This is a genomic window from Streptomyces sp. NBC_00335, from assembly GCF_036127095.1.
Taxonomy (GTDB): Bacteria; Actinomycetota; Actinomycetes; order Streptomycetales; family Streptomycetaceae; genus Streptomyces.
On sequence record NZ_CP108006.1, the window covers coordinates 6505903 to 6524575 of the forward strand.

At 73.9% G+C, this 18673-nt stretch carries 16 protein-coding genes; 11 read left to right on the top strand and 5 right to left on the bottom strand.

All coding sequences use genetic code 11. The features are described 5' to 3' along the window. Nucleotides 1-112: 112 nt before the first annotated feature. The 3 genes from OHA37_RS29525 (at nt 113) to OHA37_RS29535 (ending at nt 2884) form a co-directional block, all read left to right on the top strand. Nucleotides 113-1480, top strand: a complete 1368-nt coding sequence (locus OHA37_RS29525) for a lytic transglycosylase domain-containing protein (RefSeq protein ID WP_266909592.1) — start codon at nt 113-115, stop codon at nt 1478-1480. Between the two features lie 271 nt (nt 1481-1751). Next, nucleotides 1752-1892, top strand: a complete 141-nt coding sequence (locus OHA37_RS29530; RefSeq protein ID WP_243338278.1) for an SPW_0924 family protein — start codon at nt 1752-1754, stop codon at nt 1890-1892. A gap of 14 nt (nt 1893-1906) precedes the next feature. Further along, a complete protein-coding gene (locus OHA37_RS29535) occupies nt 1907-2884 on the top strand; it encodes a DUF3068 domain-containing protein (RefSeq protein ID WP_266909593.1) in 978 nt (325 codons plus the stop codon). On the opposite strand, the gene hrpB is transcribed toward OHA37_RS29535, so the two are convergent. Together hrpB and OHA37_RS29545 are read right to left on the bottom strand one after the other, a co-directional pair. Beyond that, entirely contained in the window at nt 2874-5381 is a 2508-nt protein-coding gene (hrpB, locus tag OHA37_RS29540) for an ATP-dependent helicase HrpB (protein ID WP_266913192.1), read from the bottom strand. The two genes, OHA37_RS29535 and hrpB, sit on opposite strands and share 11 nt — an antisense overlap. 19 nt (nt 5382-5400) lie before the next feature. Continuing rightward, nucleotides 5401-6249, bottom strand: coding sequence for a class I SAM-dependent methyltransferase (locus OHA37_RS29545; protein WP_266909594.1), 849 nt, complete (start codon nt 6247-6249; stop codon nt 5401-5403). A 358-nt stretch (nt 6250-6607) separates the two neighbouring features. On the opposite strand from OHA37_RS29545, the gene rpsA reads away from it, so the two are divergent. The 5 genes from rpsA (at nt 6608) to OHA37_RS29570 (ending at nt 11202) form a co-directional block, all read left to right on the top strand. After that, nucleotides 6608-8125: a 30S ribosomal protein S1 gene (gene rpsA / locus OHA37_RS29550; protein WP_266876946.1), complete on the top strand. Its 1518-nt coding sequence runs from the start codon at nt 6608-6610 to the stop codon at nt 8123-8125. Between the two features lie 181 nt (nt 8126-8306). Continuing rightward, nucleotides 8307-9245, top strand: coding sequence for a PAC2 family protein (locus OHA37_RS29555; protein ID WP_266909595.1), 939 nt, complete (start codon nt 8307-8309; stop codon nt 9243-9245). 61 nt (nt 9246-9306) lie between these two features. After that, nucleotides 9307-9918 (top strand): dephospho-CoA kinase, encoded by a 612-nt coding sequence (gene coaE, locus OHA37_RS29560; protein WP_266909596.1) that lies wholly within the window; start codon nt 9307-9309, stop codon nt 9916-9918. Nucleotides 9919-10028: 110 nt separating this feature from the next. Next, entirely contained in the window at nt 10029-10748 is a 720-nt protein-coding gene (locus OHA37_RS29565) for an alpha/beta hydrolase (RefSeq protein WP_266909597.1), read from the top strand. A 58-nt stretch (nt 10749-10806) separates the two neighbouring features. Further along, complete coding sequence (locus OHA37_RS29570) at nt 10807-11202, top strand: tetratricopeptide repeat protein (protein ID WP_266909598.1); 396 nt, start codon at nt 10807-10809, stop codon at nt 11200-11202. 27 nt (nt 11203-11229) lie between these two features. On the opposite strand, the gene OHA37_RS29575 is transcribed toward OHA37_RS29570, so the two are convergent. Beyond that, nucleotides 11230-11487 (bottom strand): DUF6343 family protein, encoded by a 258-nt coding sequence (locus tag OHA37_RS29575; RefSeq protein WP_266913194.1) that lies wholly within the window; start codon nt 11485-11487, stop codon nt 11230-11232. 76 nt (nt 11488-11563) lie between these two features. After that, a complete protein-coding gene (locus OHA37_RS29580) occupies nt 11564-12220 on the bottom strand; it encodes a hypothetical protein (protein ID WP_266909599.1) in 657 nt (218 codons plus the stop codon). Between the two features lie 147 nt (nt 12221-12367). Here OHA37_RS29580 and OHA37_RS29585 point away from each other — a divergent pair, with 147 nt between their 5' ends. The 3 genes from OHA37_RS29585 (at nt 12368) to OHA37_RS29595 (ending at nt 18030) form a co-directional block, all read left to right on the top strand. Beyond that, entirely contained in the window at nt 12368-13729 is a 1362-nt protein-coding gene (locus OHA37_RS29585) for a helix-turn-helix domain-containing protein (RefSeq protein WP_266909600.1), read from the top strand. A gap of 219 nt (nt 13730-13948) precedes the next feature. After that, nucleotides 13949-16825: a DEAD/DEAH box helicase gene (locus OHA37_RS29590; protein WP_266909601.1), complete on the top strand. Its 2877-nt coding sequence runs from the start codon at nt 13949-13951 to the stop codon at nt 16823-16825. Beyond that, a complete protein-coding gene (locus OHA37_RS29595) occupies nt 16822-18030 on the top strand; it encodes an SWIM zinc finger family protein (protein ID WP_323182370.1) in 1209 nt (402 codons plus the stop codon). The genes OHA37_RS29590 and OHA37_RS29595 overlap by 4 nt, the downstream gene beginning before the upstream one ends. Here the strand turns inward: OHA37_RS29595 and OHA37_RS29600 are convergent. Then, nucleotides 18011-18556, bottom strand: coding sequence for a hypothetical protein (locus OHA37_RS29600; RefSeq protein WP_266909602.1), 546 nt, complete (start codon nt 18554-18556; stop codon nt 18011-18013). The two genes, OHA37_RS29595 and OHA37_RS29600, sit on opposite strands and share 20 nt — an antisense overlap. Nucleotides 18557-18673 lie beyond the last annotated feature (117 nt).

Sequence of the window (18673 nt, forward strand, 5' to 3'; positions counted from 1 at the left end):
GGTGGCCTGCGGAACTCATGAGGAAATCGTGAAATCCCGCTCACGATGCGTGCCCTGTTCAGCGAGTTGACGTAGGGTCACGCGGACGTCGAGGGGGAGGGGGGTCCGGCTCATGACGGCTCGGATTCGAATACCGGCAGGCGCGTCCGCGGGGATACCGGCGCGCTTCGGCCGGGTGGTGCGCAAGAGCGGGGCCGCCGTGCTCCTCTCCGCTCTCGTGGCCGGCGTGCTGACCGCCTCGCAGGGACCGCTCGCGGTCGGTGCCGACGCGTCCGCGGTCGCGGAACCCGCGCCCGCCCCCGAGGACTCCGCCGGGGACGGCTCCTACTTCACCGCGCTGCCGCCGCTGGTGAGCCCCGAGCCGCCGGCCGTGCTGCTGCCCGAGGGCGGGGCGACGCCGCCGCCCGTGGCGCAGGCCGCCGCGGATCCGGGGGCGCGGGGCGGGCCCGTGGCCATGGGCGGGGCCGAGGGCGCGCAGGGCATACCGGCGAGCGTGCTCGCCGCGTACCGGGGCGCGGAGCAGGCGGTCGGCAGGAACGACCCCGGATGCGGACTGCGCTGGCAGCTCCTCGCGGCCATCGGCAAGGTCGAGTCCGGGCAGGCGCGCGGCGGCCAGGTCGACGCCTCCGGTACGACGCTGCGGCCGATCCGGGGGCCCGTGCTCGACGGCAACGGCTTCGCGAACATCTCCGACACCGACGGCGGAGCCTACGACGGTGACTCCCGCTACGACCGTGCGGTCGGGCCGATGCAGTTCATCCCGTCCACGTGGGCCTCGTGGGGCCAGGACGCCAACGGCGACGGCCGGCGCGACCCCAACAACGTGCACGACGCCGCGCTCGCGGCGGGCCGTTACCTGTGCGCCGGTACGCGTGACCTGCGGGTGGACGCGGATCTGGACCGGGCCGTGCTGTCGTACAACCACTCCTCGGCGTACCTGCGGACGGTGCGGTCCTGGTTCACGTACTACCTGAAGGGCACGCACGAGATCCCGGACGGCCGTGGCGGCGGCAGTGGGACCGGTGGCGGCGGCGACCCGGTGGTCACACCTCCGAAGCCGGGCCCGGATCCGATTCGGACACCGAAGCCGAAGCCCACGCCGTCGCCGAAGCCGACCCCTTCGCCCACGCCTACGCCGAAGCCGACGCCTACTCCTTCGCCCACGCCGACGCCTACCCCGAGTCCGACGCCCACTCCGACTCCGAGTCCGACCCCGACCCCGACCCCGACTCCGAGTCCGACGCCCACACCGACGCCGAGCCCGACTCCCACGCCGAGCCCCACGCCTTCACCGACACCGACCCCGACTCCCAGTCCGACTCCGACTCCGACTCCGAGTCCCAAGCCCACCCCGTCGCCGACGCCCGAGCCCTCTCCGAAGCCCACCGCTTCGGTCTCCCCGTCGCCGAAGCCCAAGCCGTCGCCCAAGCCCTCACCGTCCGCGTCCGCCGCCACTCCGGCGCCCACGCCGACCCGCTGACGCGCACCGGAGCCCCGCCCCTGAGCAGGGGCGGGGCTCCGGCACGACCCCGCACCGCCTGGACCGAGGTGCGGGGTCGCGCCATGGGGGGCCCCGCCCCGTCCCGCTCCCTCGGGGTGGAACGGGCGACCTCGTGTCCGCTCCGCCACCGCCCCGACACGGGTCGCCGCGAGGTCCCCGCGCGAGCAGTGGCGCAAACGGTTCTCATCTGTCACCCGCATTGCTACGGTGCCACCGCCCTGACACCCCATCAGATTCCGGAGGCCCCGGCATGCGCGCATTCGTCGCCGCCGCCAGCGGTCTCGTCCTCGCGGTGCTCCTCGTCTTCGCCATCACGGCGACGGGGGCGCCGGAAGGCAAGACCTCACCGAAGCCCCTGCTCACCACCGCGCCCGCCGCGCCCGGAAAGTAGAGGAGGGCCCGGCCATGCGACGCAGAGCAAGCCTCGTCCTGCTAGCCGTAGCCGTGTTCTGTGCAGCCCTCGCACCACTGCTGCGCTGGTACGCGTACCCCAGACTCGCCAAGATCCCGCCGAGCCAGTACCAGGAGATGGTGCTGGAGGCGAAGGACGCGACCCTCATCGACTACGCCACCATGCAGCCCAAGAAGGTCGACAAGGTCACCATCGTCCAGACCCTCAAGGGAAACGTCGAGGCGTCGCGGGAGATCGAGGCCAGCGCCGGCAAGGACGTCGTGGTCTGGGACACGCTGACCCACATCATGGGCCCGGACGGGAAGATGGTCTCCCAGATACCGGAGCGCTACATCTTCGACGCGCACAGCCAGGACCCGGTGCACGCCACCGGCGAGGCGGTGGACGGGGACCCGGTCAAGCGCGAGGGCATCGAGTTCAAGTGGCCGTTCTTCACCGAGCCGCGCGACTACCTCTACTTCGACCAGCAGACCCGCACCTCCTCGCCCATCCACTACGTGGGTCCGCGCACGTTCAAGGGCGTCGACGTCTACTACTTCGAGCAGACCGTGCCGTGGACGAAGGTCGGGCTGCCGAAGAAGATGCCGTTCGATGGCATCGACCCGGCGACGTTCGAGCAGAGCACCGGAACCAGCCTCTGGTACACGACCAAGGCGAAGTTCTGGGTCGACCCGGTGACCGGGGCTCCCGTCAACGCCGAGCAGGAGATCCAGCAGGAGATGCGCGGCGGGACCATCGCGGGCAGCGCGCCCGAGGGGAAGCTCACCGTCTTCGCCGGGCACGTGAAGATCCGCGAGGACTACAGCGACTACACCGTCGACCTGGTCAAGTCGAACCGGGTCATGGTCCTGGCCCTGCACACGTACGCCCCGATCGGGCTGGCGGCCGGCGGGCTCGCGCTCTTCGCGCTCGCCCTGCTGCTGGAGGCGCGCAGTCGGCGCCCCGAGCGCGAGGGGCCGCTCAGCGCTTGAGCCGGGCGTTGGTGTGCCGGGTGGGTTCGGCGGTCGCCGGATCCTCGGGCCACGGGTGCTTGGGGTAGCGGCCGCGGAGCTCGGCACGGACCGCGCGGTAGCCGCCCTGCCAGAAGGAAGCCAGGTCGGCGGTGACCGCGGCGGGCCGGCCGGCGGGCGACAGGAGATGGACGAGTACGGGAACCCCCGCGACCCGGGGGGTCTCGGCCAGCCCGAACAGTTCCTGGAGCTTGACCGCCAGTACGGGCTGTCCGTGCTCGGCGGCGTAGTCGACGCGGATCCGCGACCCGCTGGGCACCTCGATCCGCTCGGGGGCCAGCTCGTCGAGCCGGGCGGCCTCCCCGGTGGCCCAGGGGAGCAGCCGGTTCAGCGCCTGGCCCGCGTCGATCCGCGCGAGGTCGCCGCGGCGGCGGGCCCGCGACAGCTCGGGCTCCAGCCAGTCGTCGGCCCGCTCCAGCAGCTCACCGTCGTCCGCTACGTCGGGCCACGGCGGGCCGAGCGTGCGGTGCAGGAAGCCGAGCCGGGCCCGCAGCGCCTGCGAGTCAGGTGTCCAGCGCAGCAGGCCGAGCCCGTCGGTGCGCAGCCCGTCGAGCAGGGCGTCCCTGACGAGGTCCCGGTCGGGGGTGCGCAGGGGCCGTGCGGCGAGCTCGATGGCGCCGAGCCGTTCCACGGAGCGGGCGACGAGGTCGCCGTCCTCCCAGTGGACCTCCTCGCCGGAGCGGAAGAGGTGGCCGGCGGCGGCGCGGGCGGTCTCCTCGTCGATGAGGGCTCCGAGCCGGACGCGGGCGGACGCCGAGTGCGGGGGCCTGTCGGCGACGGCCACGGCCAGCCAGGGCGCGTTGCGCAGCGCTGACCCCTCCGCGAGTTCGGCCCCGGTTCCGGAGGCCATGAGGAAGGCCCCCTGGCCCTTGGCCTTGGCGACCCGCTCCGGGAACGCGAGCGCGGCGACGAGCCCGGCGGCGGTGTCGTCGGGGAGGGAATGCCCCGCAGGGCCGCCTTCCGACGCCGCGCGCTCCAGGCGGCGGGCCTCCGTGCGCCAGCGGGGGGCGTAGCCGTCGCCACCAGCGCGGGCACGCCGCCAGGCCGCGGCCAGGTCGTCCCCGTACTCCCGCGGCGGCTCCTCGCTCAGCAGGGCCACCAGTTCCGACGCCCGCCGGGCCCCCAGCGCGGCGGAGCCGTCGAGGAGGGCCCGGGCGAGGCGCGGGTGCAGGCCGAGCCGGGCCATCCGCAGCCCCCGGGGCGTCGGCCGGCCCGCCGGGGACACCGCGCCCACCGCGAGCAGCACCTCGCGCGCCGCGGCCATCGCTCCGGCCGGCGGCGGATCGAGCAGGGCCAGACCGGTCGCGTCCGGGTCGCCCCAACAGGCGGCCTGGAGGGCGAACTGCGCGAGGTCCGCGATCCGGATCTCGGGGGAGGGGTACGCGGGCAGCCGCCCGTCCTCCGCTTCGGCCCAGCAGCGGTACACCGTGCCCGGGGCCTCGCGCCCGGCCCGGCCCGCGCGCTGGCGGCCGGCCGCGCGGGACGCCCGTACGGTGGCCAGCGCGCCCAGGCCCCGGGCGTGGTCGACCCGGGGTTCGCGGGCCAGCCCCGAGTCCACGACGATCCGTACGCCGGGCACGGTCAGGCTGGACTCCGCGACGGCGGTGGACAGGATGACGCGGCGGTGCGGCGCGGGGGACAGCGCCGCGTCCTGGACGGAGGCCGGAGCGCGGCCGTGTATCTGGAGGACCTCCGCGTCGACGGCGCCGAGCTGCCCGGCGACCCGGGCGATCTCACCGACGCCGGGCAGGAAGCACAGGACGTCGCCGGAACGTTCCGCCAGCGCTCGCCGCACCACCGAGGCCACGTGCGTCAGCTGCGCGGGATCCACCCGCATCCCGTGCGGCGGCCGCACCGGGCGGGCCGGCGGGGCCCACACGGTCTCCACGGGGTAGGAGACCCCGGCGGCTTCCACGACGGGGGCGTCCCCCAGGACGCGGGCCCAGCCGGCCGCGTCGGTGGTCGCCGAGGCCGCGAGGATCCGCAGCTCCGGGCGCAGGGTCTCGCGTACGTCCAGGAGGAAGGCGGCGACCGTGTCGGCGTCCAGGTGCCGCTCGTGGCACTCGTCCAGGATGACCAGGTCGGTGCCGGACAGCTCCTGGTCCCGCTGGAGCCGCTGGAGCAGCACCCCGGTGGTGACCACCTCGATCACGCTGGACGGCCCGACCACCCGCTCGCCGCGCACCGTGAAGCCCACGGAGGCGCCGACCTGCTCGCCGAGCAGCCAGGCCATCCGGCGGGCCGCCGCGCGGGCGGCGATCCGGCGGGGTTCGGCGACCACGATCCGGCGGCGCGGCCCGTCCCCCACCAGCCCCGCCAGCACCAGCGGCACCAGCGTGGTCTTGCCGGTCCCGGGCGGGGCACAGAGCACGGCCGCGCCGTGGGCGTCGAGCGCCGAGACGAGGGCGGGCACGGCTTCCCGTACGGGAAGGGAGTCGAGGTCGGCCCTGCGGATCACGCGCTGTCCCGTCACCGGCTCAGTCCCGCTCGCACACGAAGATCGCCGTACCGGGGATGAGGTTGCCGCGCAGCGGGGACCAGCCGCCCCACTCCTGGCTGTTCCACACGGGCCACTCCGGCTCGACCAGGTCGACGAGGCGGAAGCCGCCCGCGACCACGTCCCGTACCCGGTCGCCGATCGTGCGGTGGTGCTCCACATATACGGCGCGGCCCTGCTCGTCCTGCTCGACGTACGGGGTGCGGTCGAAGTAGGAGGCGGAGACGGACAGCCCCTCGGGGCCCGGCTCGTCGGGGAAGGCCCAGCGGACGGGATGGGTGACGGAGAAGACCCAGCGGCCGCCGGGGCGCAGGACGCGGCGCACCTCGCGCATGACGTTCACGGGGTCGGCGACGAAGGGGACGGCCCCGTAGGCGGAGCAGGCGAGGTCGAAGGAGCCGTCGCGGAAGGGGAGGCGGCCGGCGTCGGCTTCGACCAGGGGGACGTCGTCGCCGATCCGCAGGGCGTGCTGGAGCTGGCGGTGGGAGAGGTCCAGGGCGACGGGGCGGGCGCCCTGGGCGGCCAGCCAGCGCGAGCACTGGGCGGCGCCGGCGCCGATCTCCAGGACGTCCTTGCCCTTGAGGGAGGCGGCGGGGCCGAGGAGGGCCGCTTCCGCCTCGTCCAGGCCCTCGGGTCCCCAGACGAACCGGTCGTCGCCGAGGAACGCGCCGTGCTCGCTCTGGTACTCGTCGGCGTTGCGGTCCCACCAGCCGCGGCTGGCGCGGCTGCTCTCCGCTTCCCCTGCGTCACGCCGCGTGGCCTCGGAGTCGTCCTCGGCGGCCGATCCGGCTTCGTACGCTTCTTCGGGGGCGTAGTCCTCTTGGTTCATGGGGCCCGTCGTCGTAGTCTGCGAATGTCTGCGGAAAGCGGGCTGGAAGGGCCATCGGCGCCTGCCCGCCCGCCAATTGTGCCGGTTGTGCGGTGATCTGCCCGGGGTGTGCGCCTTCGCGCATTGACCCTGTCCGGCTGCCCCCGTATGCTACAAGTTGCGCTGCGAGCCTGTGCTCCTCAGACCTAGCAGGCTGCGCTTGTATCTGTTGATGTCCCCTCGGTTTTCGAGGCCCCCACCCCGCACTTCGCGGAACTGGGGCTTCCTTGGCTGTCCGGCTTCTTCGGCAGATGCCGATAAGGGCTCCCGGCGTAGCAGTACCTACGACTTTCTGTCCGTAACCGGAGCCCTTACCCACATGACGAGCAGCACCGAGACCACCGCCACCACCCCGCAGGTTGCGGTCAACGACATCGGTGACGAGGCCGCGTTCCTCGCCGCGATCGACGAGACGATCAAGTACTTCAACGACGGCGACATCGTCGACGGCGTCATCGTGAAGGTCGACCGTGACGAGGTTCTCCTCGACATCGGTTACAAGACCGAGGGCGTCATCCCGAGCCGCGAGCTCTCGATCAAGCACGATGTCGACCCGAACGAGGTCGTCAAGGTCGGCGACGAGATCGAGGCACTTGTTCTCCAGAAGGAGGACAAGGAAGGCCGTCTCATCCTGTCCAAGAAGCGCGCGCAGTACGAGCGCGCCTGGGGCACGATCGAGAAGATCAAGGAAGAAGACGGCATCGTCACCGGTACCGTCATCGAGGTCGTCAAGGGTGGTCTCATCCTCGACATCGGCCTCCGCGGCTTCCTGCCGGCCTCCCTCGTCGAGATGCGTCGCGTCCGCGACCTCCAGCCCTACGTGGGCAAGGAGCTCGAGGCGAAGATCATCGAGCTGGACAAGAACCGCAACAACGTGGTCCTGTCCCGCCGTGCCTGGCTTGAGCAGACCCAGTCCGAGGTTCGCCAGACGTTCCTCACCACCCTGCAGAAGGGTCAGGTCCGCTCCGGCGTCGTTTCCTCGATCGTCAACTTCGGTGCCTTCGTGGACCTGGGTGGCGTCGACGGTCTCGTCCACGTCTCCGAGCTGTCCTGGAAGCACATCGACCACCCGTCCGAGGTTGTCGAGGTCGGCCAGGAAGTCACCGTCGAGGTCCTCGACGTCGACATGGACCGCGAGCGTGTCTCCCTGTCGCTGAAGGCGACGCAGGAAGACCCGTGGCAGCAGTTCGCCCGGACGCACCAGATCGGTCAGGTCGTCCCGGGTAAGGTCACCAAGCTGGTTCCGTTCGGTGCGTTCGTCCGCGTGGACGAGGGCATCGAGGGCCTGGTCCACATCTCCGAGCTGGCCGAGCGCCACGTGGAGATCCCGGAGCAGGTCGTCCAGGTCAACGACGAGATCTTCGTCAAGGTCATCGACATCGACCTTGAGCGTCGCCGGATCTCGCTGTCGCTGAAGCAGGCCAACGAGTCCTTCGGTGCCGACCCGGCGTCGGTCGAGTTCGACCCGACCCTGTACGGCATGGCCGCGTCTTACGACGACCAGGGGAACTACATCTACCCCGAGGGCTTCGACCCCGAGACCAACGACTGGCTCGAGGGCTTCGACAAGCAGCGCGAAGCCTGGGAGGGCCAGTACGCCGAGGCGCAGCAGCGCTTCGAGCAGCACCAGGCTCAGGTCATCAAGAGCCGCGAGGCCGACGAGGCCGCCGCTGCCGAGGGTGCGGCCGCTCCGGCCGCGGGCAGCAGCAGCAGCGCCGGTGCGGGCATCTCGGGTGGTTCGTACTCCTCCGAGGGTGCGGACGAGACCTCTGGCGCCCTGGCGTCCGACGAGGCCCTCGCCGCGCTCCGCGAGAAGCTGGCCGGCGGCCAGAGCTGATCGCAGCAGCACGGCGTGAGCCGAGCTGATCTTCACCGGTAAGGCCCGTCCCCTCAGGGGGGCGGGCCTTACCGCTTTGTGTGGCCGGGCCGGGCGATCTCGTGAATGCCGTCAACTGGGGAATGGTCGCGGCTCCTTGGACGTTCTTGCCAGAGAACGCGGCGGAGGAGGAGTGGTGGCGGTGCTTGATCCACAGGGTTTGTACGAATGGGACGCCAAGGGCCTGGCGGTGGCCGACCTGGCGCTTGCCCAGGACTCGGCCGGGCTGGTCATGCTCTACCACTTCGAGGGGTACATAGACGCGGGTGAAACCGGCGAGCAGATCGTCGAGCGGCTGCTCGACACGCTGCCCCACCAGGTCGTGGCCCGGTTCGACGCGGACCGTCTGGTGGACTACCGGGCGCGCCGTCCGCTGCTGACGTTCCAGCGCGACCACTGGACGGAGTTCGAGGAGCCCCTGCTGGAGGTGCGCCTCGTCCAGGACGCCACAGGCGCGCCCTTCCTGCTGCTGTCGGGCCCCGAGCCCGACGTGGAGTGGGAGCGCTTCTGCGTCGCCGTCCGGCAGATCGTCGAGCGCCTGGGCGTGCGGCTCTCCGTCAACTTCCACGGCATCCCCATGGGCGTCCCGCACACCCGGCCCGTCGGGATCACCCCGCACGGCAACCGGACCGACCTCATGCCGGGACACCGCAGCCCCTTCGACGAGGCCCAGGTCCCCGGCAGCGCCGAGTCGCTGGTCGAGTTCCGCCTCGGTCAGGCCGGGCACGACGTGCTGGGCGTCGCCGCCCACGTACCGCACTACGTGGCGCGCTCCCCGTATCCCGACGCCGCGCTGACCGCCCTGGAGGCGATCACCGCCGCGACGGGGCTGGTCCTGCCGTCGGTCGCGCACGCGCTGCGCACCGAGGCGCACCGCACGCAGACGGAGATCGACCGGCAGATCCGGGAGGGCGACGAGGAACTGGTCAGCCTGGTGCAGGGGCTGGAGCACCAGTACGACGCGGCGGCGGGCGCCGAGACCCGGGGCAACATGATCGCGGAGCCCGCGGAGATCCCGTCGGCGGACGAGATCGGCCTGGAGTTCGAGCGGTTCCTGGCGGAGCGCGAGGGCGAGGGCTGAGGAAGCGCCTCGGGCCGGGGGTCTGTACGGGCCCCCGGGGGCGCGGGCTAGTCTGCCCGGCATGTTGAAAGTTGGCCTGACAGGCGGAATCGGCGCCGGCAAGAGCGAGGTCTCGCGGCTGCTGGCGGGGTACGGGGCGGTCGTCGTGGACGCCGACCGGATCGCGCGGGAGGTCGTGGAGCCGGGTACGCCCGGGCTCGCGGCGGTGGTGGAGGCCTTCGGGGAGTCCGTACTGGGACCGGAGGGCGGGCTGGACCGGCCCAAGCTGGGGTCCATCGTGTTCGCCGATCCGGCGAAGCTGAAGATCCTCAACGGGATCGTGCACCCGCTGGTCGGGGCCCGGTCCGCCGAGCTGGAGGCGGCCGCGGGGCCCGACGCGATCGTGGTGCACGACGTACCGCTGCTCGCGGAGAACGGGCTCGCTCCGCTGTACGACCTGGTCGTCGTCGTGGACGCGGCGCCCGCCACCCAGCTCGCCCGGCTCACGGGGCTGCGGGGCATGGAGGAGTCGGAGGCCCGGGCCCGGATGGCCGCGCAGGCCACGCGGGAACAGCGGCTGGCCGTGGCCACGCTCGTGATCGACAACGACGGGCCGCTGGAGGCGCTGGAGCCGCAGGTGCGCAAGGTGTGGGAGGACCTCACGGCGCGGGCGGCGGGCGAGGGCGGGGCGTGACGGGGGCTGCGTGACGGGGGCTGTGCGGCGAGGGCGTGCGTGACCGGGGCCGAGTGACGGGGCTGCGTGATCGGGGTGCACCGCGAGGGCCGTGTGGGGGTGCGCCGCGCATGCCGGTCAACCCGTCTATCGCGGCCGTACTCGCCCAGGTCGACGCGCACCCCGCCCCCCGGGTCATCGACAACGAGGCCGAGGTGCTGCGCGAGGTGAGCCGCCGGATGGGCGCCGGCTTCGCGCTGCCGGAGCCGATCGAGGTCGGCTCGGTGGAGGGCGGCGCCGTTCCCGGACCCGCCGGGCGGATGCCCGTCCGCGTCTACCGGCCCGCAGGCGGCGGACCCGTTCCCACGGTGGTCTTCTTCCACGGCGGCGGCCGGCTCACCGGTGACCTCGACACCCATGACGACGTCGCCCGGCGGATGTGCCGCGAGGTGAACGCCGCGGTCGTGGCCGTCGGCTACCGGCCGGCCCCCGAGCACCCCTTCCCCGCCGCTTACGACGACTGCCCCGCCGCCGCCCACCACGTCGCCGACCACATCGACGGCTTCGGTGGCCGCCGCGACCGCTTCGCCGACGTCCTGGAACTCCAGCACCTCTACACGGGCGACGACCCCGCCGTACGCGCCTCCTTCCGGGTCTCCCCGCTGCGCGCCGGGAAACTCACCGGCCTCGCCCCCGCGGTCATCGGGACCGCCCAGTACGACCCCCTGCGCGACGAGGGCGCCCGTACCTACGAGGGGCTGATCCACACCTTCCTCGACCTCTTTCCCGTCTCCCCGGCCGCCGACGCCGCGGTCACTGAGCCGTACGCCCGGCTCAAGCGGCTCGGCTGACGGAATAGCGTGCGGTGCGCGGGGCGTTGAACGGGGCTGTAGAGGGAAGGAACAGACCGTGTCCGACACCACGCCGCAGCTCCCGCCGCCGCCTCGGTCCTCGTCGCCCGAGACGCACGTCATCGACTACCGGGCCGCGGAGCAGCTCCTCGCCGCGCGCGACCCGCGCGGTGCGGTGAAGCTGCTCGACTCGGTCATAGCCGCCCACCCGGAGAACACGGCGGCCCGGCTGCTGCGCGCCCGGGCCTTCTTCGCCGCCGCCCAATTGCGGCCGGCGGAGCTGGAGTTCGAGATCGTGCTGGAGCGGGAGCCGGACAACGCCTTCGCCCACTTCGCGCTGGCCCGCACCCACGAGCGCGCCGGCCGGCCGGACCAGGCCCGCAAGCACTTCCGCCTCGCGGCCGCCCTGGACCCCCAGCCGGACTACCTGGCGGCGGCCCGCTTCGAGAAGTAGCCGGTCTGATCGGCAAGACACCAGGCCCTAGTGGCCCGGCGGCTCGTACGGAGGGATGTCGCGGCCCGGCTGGTAGTGCGGGCCCTGGCGGATGCGGCGGAGCACCACGGCCAGGTCCACGGCCGCGAGTACGGCGACGGCGGCGCAGGCCGCGGCCCACCCGGGCCGGGCGGCGAGCGAGAACGCCGCCGCTCCGGCACCGGACCAGATCAGCCCCCACAGGCTCAGCCAGAAGCGCAGCCGCAGCGCGCTGCGGGCGGTCACCGGCTCGTTTCCGGTGCGCATGGCCATCGCCGCCTCGGCGTCGTCGCCCACCCCGGCTTCCCCGTCCCTTCCATGGTCCCACCGGGGGCGCCGCGCGTCAGGGGTTGAGCTTGTTCACGGCCCTGACGGTCGTCTTCTTGAAGGCGGGGACGGGTGCGTGGGACAGGTTCCCCATCTCTCCCCACTGCACGACCGTCACGGTGGTGCCGTCGCGCCCGATGCCGAACATGTGCACGCCGGGCTCGGATTCCGGGATGGAGGTGTGCACCCCGTAGACGTGCGCGCCCTCCTCGACGGTGAGCTTCCCGTAGTCCTGCCAGGAGGCCGTACCGCCCGGGGTCTTGCGCAGCCAGTCGGCGGCGCATGCCGCCACCTTGCGCTCCAGGGCCGCCTTGAGGTTGATGGCCGCCGTGGTGGAGGACGTGCGTACGGACACCTGTACCGCGCCCGTGTCGAACTCGGTGCCGAAGTCGCGGTACCAGCTCCCGGTGGCAGGGAGCACGCCGTCCAGGCAGAACGGCGCGAACTCGGGCAGCCCCTTGGTGATCTTCCCGGCGTACCAGGGGGAGGTGGGGTGCGGGGGCAGGTCGGTGCCGGCCAGGAAGCCGGGCGCGGTGACGGCGGCCGTGGAGGTGGTGGAGGCGGTGAGGACGAGGGCGGTGGCGGCGGCCGCGGTGGCCGCGAGGACGGCGGTGGTCCGGGCGGGCCGGAAGGTCCGGGCGGGCCGGGTGGATCGGGCGGTGCGTCGGAACATGGTCGGTTCTCCCCGTGTGGTCCGTGATGGTGCGGCGGTGTCTGTGGAGAAGGCTGTACCCCGGCCCGGGCCCACGCCGACGGATCGGGACGAAGTCGGGACGGTGGAACGGCCGTACGCACCGTCAGCTGCGGGAACATCCTTGGCATGGAACGGAACTCCGGGACGGGGAGATCGGCCGAGGCGCAGGCGTTCGCGCGGTCGATGAGGGAACTGAAGGAGCGGAGCGGGCGGAGCTACGGAGCCCTCGCGCGAGGGCTCCACACGAGCACGTCGACCTTGCACCGGTATTGCAGCGGTGAGGCACTGCCCGCGGAGTTCGTCGTGGTGGACCGCTTCGCGCGGGCCTGCGGGGCGACTCCGGCGGAGGCCGTGGAACTGCACCGGGCCTGGCTGCTGGCGGATGCGCGGCGGCGGGCGGTCTCGGTCGTGGAGGCGGTGGAGGCGGTGGAGGTCGTGGAGGCGGTAGAGGCGCCGCCCGTGGATGAGGGGGGCCGGGCGGACCCGGCGGCCGGCCTGGAGGCGGTGGCCGCGGAAGCCGATGTTCCGGGGGCGCCGGTGCCGAGCCGGTCCGGGCGCCGGCTGCGGCTGGCCGGGGCGGTGGCGGCCGCGGTCGTGGCCCTCGCGGTGAGCGTCTGGTGGCTTCCGCAGACGGGTCCGGACCACCGGACACCCCAGGCCGGACCGACGGCGCCGGCCGGGGCCACGGGTACGACGGCGACGGCCGGGCCGACGACGTCGGCGACCGGGCCGGGAGGCACCGGGCCCGCGGCGACGCCGACGCCGACGCAGACCGGCCCGGCGAAGGGCTCGACGGGCGCTTCGGCCGGCGCTTCGTCGGGCGTGACGGGAACGCCGGCCGGGCCCGCGGCGACGGGCGGTCCCTCGCCGGCCTCCCCGCCCCTGCGCGCGGCCGTACGGTCGCACGTGTGGGCGGCGGCCTGCGACCACGCGTACCTCGCCGAGCCGGCGCCCTCGGCGGTGCCCCCGCCCCCGGTGGAGGCGGACGCGCCCGCGTGGGCGGCGGGGCGCGGGGCCGTCCACGCGGGGACGCAGATCGTGGAGGTCACCCTGCTGGGCACGGGCCCGGGCGTGGTGGTCCTGGAGGACTTGGAGGTACGGGTGGCCGGGCGGCGGTCCCCGCTGCAGTGGAACGTCTACCAGATGTCGCAGGGCTGCGGCGGAGGGCTCACCCCGGCCGGGTTCACGGTCAACCTGGACGCACCGCGCCCACTGGCCCGGCCGGTGGCCGGCAACAACGAGGGGGAGGCGATCGCGGCACCCGCCTTCCCGCTCCGGGTCTCGGCCACCGAACCGGCCGTCCTGCGGGTGGTGGCGAGCAGCAGCGGCTGCGACTGCGACTGGTACCTGGACCTGCGCTGGAGCGGCCCCACCGGCTCCGGCACCCTCCGCCTCGACGAGGACGGGCGGCCCTGGCGCATCTCCGCCGTCTCCTCGGACCGACCGGTCTACGGATACGCCCCCGAGCGGGGGCGCTGGGGCCGCTGAACGGCACCGCGGCCCGGGGCCAACCCCCGGCCCCCGCTCCTCGGACGCCGGAGGGCCGGATCCTCGCCGGCGTTCGAGGCGCGGGGTCCCGGGCTTCGGGAAACGTGCAGCTCAGCGGGATTGTCGGTGGGCCCGCCTAGACTCGGTGGCAGATGGGATTCGTCGGCCGCGAAGGTGACGGCGGACGTGGGGAGGGGGAGAGGGGGGAACATGATGGACATGCCGACGGCGTCGCGCGCGCCGGGGCAGTCGGGCGGGGCCGCTTCCGCCCTGCCGCGGCACGCGGCCGTGTTCCTTCCCGCCGCCGTGCCCCGCGAGAGCCGCATCGCGTTCTGGTCCCCCGACGGGGACGGCCTGCCCGCCGAAGGCGCCCCGGCCACGCTCCAGGTGGTCCGCCCCCACGGCGAGGGCATCCGTACCCGCACGGTGCCCGCCGTCACGCTGACGGTCACCGCCGCGCTGCCCGTGCTCGTCCGCGCGGTCCGCAGGCCCGCCACGCATCCCGCGACCCGGGCGTGGGGGACCGCCGCCGTCCAGGCGCTGTCCCTCGTCGCGCGGGGCCGGCTGCTGCCCGGGCTGACCCCCGAAGGCGTCGACGCCTGGCGGGTCGGGCCCCTCGACGCCGAGGACATCGCGCATCTGCGTGCGGTCGCCGCCGCCCTGCCTCCCGAGGGATACGCCACCCCGCTCGCCGGCCGCCGCCCGCTCCACCTGCCCGAACCGGAGGCGCTGGTCAGGGCGTTCCTCGACGCCGTCGCCGACAGCCTGCCCCGGACCCCCGCGGCGCCCTTCGCCGCGGGCCGGCCGTTCGCGGCCCGCGAGCCGCAGCAGGTCCCGGGGATAAGGGACTGGGCCGCGCAGGTCGCCTCGGGAGCGGACACCGGAGTCGGGATCTCGCTCCGCCTCGACCTGTCCTCCTTCCGCCTCTTCGACGAGGCCGAGACCGGGACGGAACCGGAGGAGGACGTGCGCCGCGCCGGGGCCGCCGTCGTCCAGGTGCACAGCCTCGCCGACCCGACCCTGGTCACGGACGCCTCGATGCTCTGGGCGGGCGCCGCCGCGGCCGGCTTCGGGCCCCGCGCCCGGATCGACGCCGTCCTCGCGCTGCGCCGGGCGGCCCGGGTCTGGCCGCCGCTGCTGCGGCTGCTGGACCAGCCGGTTCCCGATGTGCTGGCCCTGTCGGACCCCGAGCTCGAAGACCTGCTGGGCCGGGCCGCGACCCGGCTGGCGGAGGCCGGAGTCCTGGTCCACTGGCCGCGCGAGCTGGCTCGTACGCTGTCCGCGACCGCGGTCGTACGGTCCACCGCGCCCGGTTCCGCCACCGACGGCACCGCCTTCTTCGACGCCGAGCACCTCTTCGCCTTCTCCTGGGAGCTGGCGCTCGGCGGCGACCGGCTCACCCCGGGGGAGATGGACGCGCTCGCGCAGGCCCACCGGCCGGTCGTGCGGCTGCGCGACCAGTGGGTGCGGGTCGATCCGGAGCTGGTGCGCAAGGCCCGCAAGCGGGAGCTGGGCCTACTGGAGCCGGTGGACGCGCTGGCCGCCGCACTGACGGGGACGGTCGAGGTCGAGGTCGAGGGGGAGCCCGTGGCCGCGGTGCCGGTGGGGGCGCTGGCCGCCCTGCGGGACCGGCTGACCGGGGAGCTGGCCCCGCTGCCCCAGCCGGCCGGGCTCAAGGCCACTCTGCGCGACTACCAGGCCCGCGGTCTGGCCTGGCTCGACCTGATGACCTCGCTCGGACTCGGCGGCTGCCTCGCCGACGACATGGGCCTGGGCAAGACCGTCACCCTGATCGCGCTCCACCTGCACCGCGCCCGTCCCGAGCCGACCCTGGTGGTCTGCCCGGCCTCACTGCTCGGCAACTGGCAGCGGGAGATCGAGAGGTTCGCCCCCGGTACGCCGGTGCGCCGCTTCCACGGCGCCGGCCGCAGCCTCGACGGGCTGGAAGGCCAAGGCGGCGGGGGATTCGTCCTCACCACCTACGGAACCATGCGCGCGGGAGCGGCCCGGCTGGCCGAACAGTCCTGGGGCATGGTCGTCGCGGACGAGGCCCAGCACGTCAAGAACCCGCACTCGGCGACCGCGAAGGCGCTGCGCACGATCCCGGCGCCCGCGCGGGTGGCGCTGACCGGCACCCCCGTGGAGAACAACCTCTCCGAGCTGTGGGCGCTCCTCGACTGGACCACGCCCGGACTGCTCGGCCCGCTCACCGCGTTCCGGGCCCGGCACGCCCGGCCCGTGGAGCACCAGACGGAGGAGGACGGGGGCAACGAGGCGGCGGTCGCCCGACTGGCCGCGCTGGTCCGGCCGTTCCTGCTGCGGCGCAAGAAGTCCGATCCGGGGATCGCCCCCGAACTGCCGCCGAAGACGGAGACCGACCACCCCGTGTCCCTCACCCGCGAGCAGGCTTCCCTCTACCAAGCGGCGGTGGACGAGGCGATGGCCGTGATCGGCGCGAGCGAGGGCATCGAGCGGCGCGGCATGATCATGAAGCTGCTGGCCTCGCTCAAGCAGATCTGCAACCACCCCGCGCAGTTCTTGAAGGAGGACCAGCCCCGGATCGCGCACCGTTCCGGGAAGCTGGCCCTCCTCGACGAGCTGCTCGACACGATCCTGGCCGAGGGCGGATCCGTGCTGGTCTTCACGCAGTACGTGACGATGGCCCGGCTCATCGAGCGCCATCTGACGGCGCGCGGGATCTCCCACCAACTGCTGCACGGGGGCACGCCCGTTCCGCGCCGCGAGGAGCTCGTGGACCGCTTCCAGGCGGGCGAGTTCCCGGTGTTTCTGCTCTCCCTCAAGGCCGCGGGCACCGGGCTCAACCTCACCCGCGCCGGCCACGTCATCCACTACGACCGCTGGTGGAACCCGGCCGTCGAGGAACAGGCCACCGACCGCGCCTACCGCATCGGCCAGACCCAGCCCGTCCAGGTCCACCGCATCATCGCGGAGGGCACCGTCGAGGACCGGATCGCCGAAATGCTGGAGGCGAAGCGGGCGCTGGCCGATGCCGTGCTCGGCTCCGGCGAGACGGCGCTGACCGAGCTCACCGACCGCGAGCTGGCCGACCTCGTCTCCCTGCGCAGGCCCGGATGATCACCGCGCGCGACGACCGCCGCCGCACCTTCGAGACCGTGCCGCCGGGGGTGGAGGCCGTCAGCTGGTGGGGCCGGGCCTGGGTGTCCGCCCTGGAGACGGTGGCCCGCGACGGAGCCCGCCTGACCCGGGGGCGGACGTACGCCGCCGAGGGCCACGTCGACGCCGTCACCATCACCCCGGGCCGGATCGTGGCCTACGTACGGGGCAGCCGGCCGCGGCCATACCGCACCGAGCTGTCCCTGCCCGCCTTCTCGGACACCGAGTGGAGCGAGCTGCTCGAATCGGTGGTCGCCGATCCGACGGCGCTGGCCGCGCTGCTGGAGCGGGAGGTCCCGGAGTCCCTCTCCGAGTCGGTCCTGCCCGGTGCGGGAGAGCTCGTGCCGCGCTGCTCCTGCCCCGACGTCGCCCGCCCGCCCTGCAAGCACGCCGCGGCCCTCTGCTACCGCGCGGCCCGGCTCCTGGACGCCGACCCCTTCGTCCTGCTCCTGCTGCGCGGCCGCGGGGAGCGGGAGCTGCTGGAGGAGCTCACCCGCCGCAACGCCGCCCACGCCGCACGTGAACAGCCCGATGAGACACCGGACTTCCCCGGCGTACCCGCCCGTGCCGCGCTGGTCCGCACCGTGCTGCCGCCACTGCCCGCTCCGCTGGCGGCGCCCTCCGCCGTCGGGATGCCGCCCGCGTATCCGGCCGACCCGGCGGCCCCGGACCCGCTCGCCCTGGACCAGCTCGCCGCGGACGCGGCCGCCCGCGCCCTGGCGCTGTTGCGCACCGCCGAGGATCCGATGGCCGGGCTGAGCCGCTGGCAGGACGCCGTCCGGCTGGCCTCGGCCCATCCCACCGCCGGGCTCACCGGCGCCGCCCGCGCCCTCTACCGCGAGCTGGCCCGCGCCACGGGACGCAGCACCACGGACCTGGCCCGGGGGGCGGCCGCCTGGAGGCAGGGCGGTCTGCCCGCCCTGCTCGCCCTCGAAGAGCCCTGGGACCCGCCGGCGGGCCCCTTCGACCGGGCCCGCCCGGCGCTCCTCGCCGCCGCCCAGGGCGCGTTCCGCCCCGACCGGAACCGGCTGACGGGCACCGGCCGGCAGCTCCGGCTCGGCCGGGACGCCCTCTGGTACTCCTACGAGAACCGCCTGGGCGACGACGACTGGTGGCCCACGGGCCGCCGCCCCTCGCCGGACCCGGTCACGGCCCTGCTGGGCTGAGCCCGGCCGCCCAGCGGTCGAGGGTGGTGAAGTCCTGCGGGCGCAGGCCGTGGCGGGGGTGGATGCGCAGGAGCAGGGCCGGGGCCGGGTGGTGGGCGGCGACCCAGGCGCGGTCCCGGGGCGTGATCAAGTCGTCGACCCAGGCGAAGGGGCGGCCGGCCGCCCATTCCACGAGCGGGCGGGTCTTCCAGAAGAGGCCGTCGGGGTCGCGGGTGAAGAGTTCCGGCCACTCGATGACAGGAAGATCAGCGGGTAGTCCGATGTGCGGGGAGATCAGTGTGTTGGCCTCGTGCGTCCAGGCGGTGGCCCAGGCGATTTCGTAGGGCAGGGCCAGCAGCCGGGCGCCGTGGGCCGGGTGCAGGCGCACCCGCAGGCCGCGCCTGGTGCTGCGGGATTCCGGTGCGCGGTAGGACAGCCAGATGCTCGGACGCATCCGGTGGCTGGTGTATCCGCGGAGACCCGCGAGGCGGGACCGGAAGGGGTTGAGGGGGCCGTCCACGTCGAGGAGGAGCAGTGGGCGAGTCATGAAGTAGGGATTACCCAGTACACGATGGAGTGAAATGCCTACCGGCGCTATAACCCGAATGGGGTTACGGCGTTGTTTCCGGTACGGGTGCAAGGCCCGTGGACCCTTCCGGAAGGC

Excerpts from the sequence above, each read along its gene's own strand:
- OHA37_RS29600 (WP_266909602.1), bottom strand. The coding sequence starts at position 18,556 with ATGACTCGCCCACTGCTCCTCCTCGACGTGGACGGCCCCCTCAACCCC.
- OHA37_RS29590 (WP_266909601.1), top strand. The coding sequence starts at position 13,949 with ATGCCGACGGCGTCGCGCGCGCCGGGGCAGTCGGGCGGGGCCGCTTCC.
- OHA37_RS29575 (WP_266913194.1), bottom strand. The coding sequence starts at position 11,487 with ATGCGCACCGGAAACGAGCCGGTGACCGCCCGCAGCGCGCTGCGGCTG.
- OHA37_RS29585 (WP_266909600.1), top strand. The coding sequence starts at position 12,368 with ATGGAACGGAACTCCGGGACGGGGAGATCGGCCGAGGCGCAGGCGTTC.
- OHA37_RS29595 (WP_323182370.1), top strand. The coding sequence starts at position 16,822 with ATGATCACCGCGCGCGACGACCGCCGCCGCACCTTCGAGACCGTGCCG.
- OHA37_RS29530 (WP_243338278.1), top strand. The coding sequence starts at position 1,752 with ATGCGCGCATTCGTCGCCGCCGCCAGCGGTCTCGTCCTCGCGGTGCTC.
- OHA37_RS29545 (WP_266909594.1), bottom strand. The coding sequence starts at position 6,249 with ATGAACCAAGAGGACTACGCCCCCGAAGAAGCGTACGAAGCCGGATCG.
- OHA37_RS29580 (WP_266909599.1), bottom strand. The coding sequence starts at position 12,220 with ATGTTCCGACGCACCGCCCGATCCACCCGGCCCGCCCGGACCTTCCGG.
- OHA37_RS29565 (WP_266909597.1), top strand. The coding sequence starts at position 10,029 with ATGCCGGTCAACCCGTCTATCGCGGCCGTACTCGCCCAGGTCGACGCG.
- rpsA (WP_266876946.1), top strand. The coding sequence starts at position 6,608 with ATGACGAGCAGCACCGAGACCACCGCCACCACCCCGCAGGTTGCGGTC.
- coaE (WP_266909596.1), top strand. The coding sequence starts at position 9,307 with ATGTTGAAAGTTGGCCTGACAGGCGGAATCGGCGCCGGCAAGAGCGAG.
- OHA37_RS29535 (WP_266909593.1), top strand. The coding sequence starts at position 1,907 with ATGCGACGCAGAGCAAGCCTCGTCCTGCTAGCCGTAGCCGTGTTCTGT.
- OHA37_RS29525 (WP_266909592.1), top strand. The coding sequence starts at position 113 with ATGACGGCTCGGATTCGAATACCGGCAGGCGCGTCCGCGGGGATACCG.